At 65.7% G+C, this 3,882-nt stretch carries 4 protein-coding genes; 3 read left to right on the top strand and 1 reads right to left on the bottom strand.

The genetic code is table 11. From position 1 onward, the window contains the following. Positions 1–3: 3 nt before the first annotated feature. From AC16JP_RS08190 to AC16JP_RS08180, 3 genes are read left to right on the top strand one after another with little or no spacing between them, the layout of a single operon-like run. On the top strand, positions 4–789 hold the full coding sequence (locus AC16JP_RS08190; protein ID WP_484340124.1) for a type III pantothenate kinase: 786 nt from the start codon (positions 4–6) through the stop codon (positions 787–789). Next, on the top strand, positions 790–2,448 hold the full coding sequence (locus tag AC16JP_RS08185) for a ribonuclease J (protein ID WP_484340123.1): 1,659 nt from the start codon (positions 790–792) through the stop codon (positions 2,446–2,448). It begins immediately after the preceding gene. A 6-nt stretch (positions 2,449–2,454) separates the two neighbouring features. Then, entirely contained in the window at positions 2,455–2,742 is a 288-nt protein-coding gene (locus AC16JP_RS08180) for a DUF1467 family protein (RefSeq protein ID WP_484340122.1), read from the top strand. A 9-nt stretch (positions 2,743–2,751) separates the two neighbouring features. On the opposite strand, the gene AC16JP_RS08175 is transcribed toward AC16JP_RS08180, so the two are convergent. Next, the coding region (locus tag AC16JP_RS08175; RefSeq protein ID WP_484340121.1) for a coiled-coil domain-containing protein at positions 2,752–3,882 on the bottom strand (1,131 nt) is incomplete at its 5' end.

Here is a 3,882-nt window from a genome sequence, read left to right as displayed (position 1 = left end):
CTGATGCTTCTGGCGATCGATGTCGGCAACACCAATATCGTGTTTGCGCTGGTGGAGGGCGACGAAATCCGCTGGCGGTGGCGCATCTCGACCGACGAGCGCCGCACCGCCGACGAGTATCTGGTCTGGCTGCACCAACTGATGCAGATGGAAGCGGTCGATCGCGGCGCGATCACCGATGTCGTAATCGCCAGTGTCGTGCCGCAGACGCTGTTCAATCTGCGCGGGCTGGCGCGGCGGATTTCGGGCGTTGAGCCGCTGGTTACCGGAGCGCCCGGCGTCAGCTACGGCATGACGGTGAACCTGCCCAATCCGGCGGAAGTGGGCGCGGACCGCATCGTCAATGCGGTTGCCGCGCACCAGCGCTGGCCCGGCGACCTGATCGTCATCGATTTCGGAACGGCGACGACCTTTGATGTGGTGTCGGCCGCCGGCACCTATGATGGCGGCATCATCGCGCCCGGCATCAACCTGTCGATGGATGCGCTCTATCGCGCGGCGGCGCGGCTTCCGCGCGTTGCAGTCGAGCCTCCGGCCGCAGGCAAGGGCGTGATCGGCAAGGGCACGGTGCACGCGATGCAGTCCGGCGTGTTCTGGGGCTATGTGGGCTTGATCGAAGGCCTTGTCGGGCGCATGCGTGGCGAAATCGGCGGCGACGCCACAGTGATCGCGACCGGCGGTCTGGCGCCGCTGTTCAGCCGTCACAGCGATGTCATCCAGCATGTGGACCCGGACCTGACGATCAGGGGGTTGATCCGGATCCATGGCCTGAACGTCAGGGAGCAATAATTGAAACCGGGTGAAGAACTGATCTTCCTGCCGCTTGGCGGCTCGGGCGAGATCGGCATGAACGTCAATCTTTATGGTTGCCGTGGCAAATGGATCATGTGCGATCTCGGCATGACTTTTGCCGATCCGTCGCTGCCGGGGATCGATATCGTTCTGCCCGACCTCAGCTTCATCGAGGAGCGCCGCAAGGATCTGCTGGGCGTGATCCTGACCCACGGCCACGAAGACCATATCGGCGCGATCCCCTATCTTGCGGCAGAACTTGGGGTGCCCCTCTATGCGACGCCGTTCACCGCCGGACTGATCCGCCGCAAGCTCGACGAGGAGGGCATCTCTCGCGAGGTGAAGCTGAAAGTGGTGCCGCTGGGGGGCAAGGTTGAACTGGGGCCGTTCAGCGCAACCTATGTGGCGCTGGCGCATTCGATCCCCGAAGGCAACGCCCTGGTGATCGATACGCCCTATGGGCGGCTGTTCCACACCGGCGACTGGAAGCTGGATGCGCGTCCGATCCTAGGCGATCCCGCAACCGACGCGGAACTGCGCGTCATCGGCGACAATGGCGGGCAGGGAACGCTGGCGCTGATCGGTGATTCCACCAATGTTTTCAACGCCAAGCCTTCCGGCTCGGAATCGGATGTGCTGGACGGGTTGATGCAACTGGTGCGCAGCCGAAAGAAGGGGCGCGTGCTGGTCACGACCTTCGCTTCCAATGCTGCGCGGCTGCATACGCTTGGCGAAGTGGCGAAAGCCACGGGCCGCCGGATCGTCGTCATCGGGCGCTCGCTGGAACGTATCATCGAGGTGGCGAAGGCGACCGGATACCTGCGCGACTTTCCTGAAACGCTGAGCTGGGAGGACGCCGCCAACCATCCGCGCGAAAACCTGCTGCTGGTGGCGACCGGCACACAGGGAGAGCCGCAGGCCGCGCTGGCCCGTATCGCCGAGGGGACGCACCCGGTGAAGCTGGAATCGGGCGATCTCGTCGTCTATTCCTCGAAGCAGATCCCCGGCAATGAAATCGCCATTGGCCGGGTGCAGAATGCGCTTGCCGCGCGCGGGATCGAGATCATCGGCGACCGGCAGGCGCATGTGCATGTGTCCGGGCATCCGGGCCGGCCGGAACTGGAAGCCATGTATGGCTGGATCCGGCCCCGCATCTCGGTGCCGGTGCACGGCGAACGCCGCCACATGGAGGAACACGCACGGCTGGCGCTGGCGGCGGGCGTGGAAAAGGCGATCGTGCCGACGAACGGCACGGCGATCCGGCTGGCGCCCGATGGCCCGGAAATCATCTCGCACGAGGCGCATGGCCGACTGGTGCTGGACGGCGATGTGATCCTGCCCGCCGACGGGGCAACGATGGCTGCGCGCCGCAAGATGGCCTGGTCTGGCCATATGGTGGTGACGATCGTCACCGATCGGCGCGGCCGCCTTGCCGTCAGGCCGCGCGTGCTGGCAAGCGGCCTGCCCGTCGAGGAAGACGAGGAGGCTTTTCTTGCCGAAGCCGCAGATGCGGCCGAAGCGGTGGTTCGAAAGCAGGGCCTGGCCGACAGGCGACGGCTGGAGGACGAGCTGAAGGTGGCGGTTCGGCGCGTGGCGCGCAAATGGACCGGCAAGAAGCCGCCGACGGACGTGCAGATGATCGGGCTGGAGGGCTGACGGGTGATGCCCTGGTATTCGGTGATCGGTATCTACATCCTGTTCTGGGTGTTCACCCTGTTTCTGGTGCTGCCCTATGGCGTCAGGACTTCGGCGGAACTGGGCGAGGACGAAGTGCCGGGGCAGGCCTCGAGTGCGCCGCACAGTTCGCTGATCGCGCGTAAGCTGCTGTGGACGACGCTGATCTCGGCAGGGCTGTTCCTGCTGTTCTGGCTGAACTGGACCTTTGGCTGGATCAGCCGGGCAGACATCGAAAGCTGGATGCCGTTCGGGAATCTGGCAACCACCACCTGAGCAGGCGTCTCAGCCTTCCAGCACCTCGGACAATGCGGCGGCAAGCCGGCCCTGTTCCGACCCACGCAAGGCCGACACCAGGCCGGGGGCTTGCCCTTCGAACCGTTGCGCCAATGCTTCGAAAGCGGCGGTGTATTCGCGCGCGCTGCGGGCAAAACCGTCATTGCCATCGAGCAGCAACTTCAGTTCGCGCGCTTCGTGCTTGTCGAGTAATGCGTGGGCGCGACGGCTGAACAGGCCGCGCTCGCCCTTGCGCCAGAGTGCCCAGTCATTGTCGTCCATCGGCCGGCCGAGTGCGGACGCGATCGAAACCGACGACCGTGCCAGTTCATCTGTCAGCAGGCTGGCGGCGGCCAGAATGTCCGACTGGTGCGCTTCTTCAAGCTTCGTCACCCGGTCGCTCGTCCGGTCTTCGATCAGCTTCAGCGTGTTTGCAAGCGCCGCCATGCTGCCCGCGGTGCGTTCGGCAGCGGCGGCGGCTGCTGCCTCCGCTTCGCGGGCATGGCGGGCGATCGGTTCGACGAAGCTTTTGCGCATGGCCTCGTCGGCGGCGGCAGACAGGCTTTCCTGCGCTTCGGCCAGCAGCCCGTCCAGCATCTCGCGCATGGTGCCGGTGGTTTGCGAAGTCACGTCGCGGACACGCGCCATGGCTTCGACCAGCCGGGTCGCGGCAGTCAGCGAGGTGTCGCGGGTCTGCTCCTCGACTTCGCCGATCAGCGTGCGCGCGCGCTGAAGTTCTGCGACCAGCGTCACGCCCGCCGCTTCGATCGCTTCGCGCTGGCTGGTGTATGCGCGCCCGGCTTCATCGAGCGCGGCGCGGCTGCTGGCGATGGGTTCGGCCAGCGCCTGCGCCCGGCCGTGCGCTGCTTCGATGGCGTTGACCAGCGCCCCAAGGTCTCCGGCCAGCGTTTCGGCTGCCTTGCTGGCGCTGACGCTGCGTTCCGGGATCACCTGCACCAGCACGTCGACCGTTTGCAGCGCCGTTTCCTTCAACATGCCGACGGCGCCTTGCAGTTCCTGTGTTGCGCCCCGCGTGTCGCGCAGGGGCTGCGACAGCCGCGCAAGTTCGCTGCCGATTTCCTGCACATTGGCCGACAGCCGCTCGAGCGTTGTCCGGCTGGTTTCGCTGCTGTGGGCAAG

This window comes from Sandaracinobacteroides sp. (genome assembly GCF_057137845.1).
The sequence above is the reverse complement of the archived record's forward strand: the minus strand, read 5'-3'. Positions and strand labels throughout refer to the sequence as shown.

Coding starts and splice junctions, on each gene's coding strand:
- AC16JP_RS08180 (WP_484340122.1), top strand. CDS start 2,455: ATGCCCTGGTATTCGGTGATCGGTATCTACATCCTGTTCTGGGTGTTC.
- AC16JP_RS08190 (WP_484340124.1), top strand. CDS start 4: ATGCTTCTGGCGATCGATGTCGGCAACACCAATATCGTGTTTGCGCTG.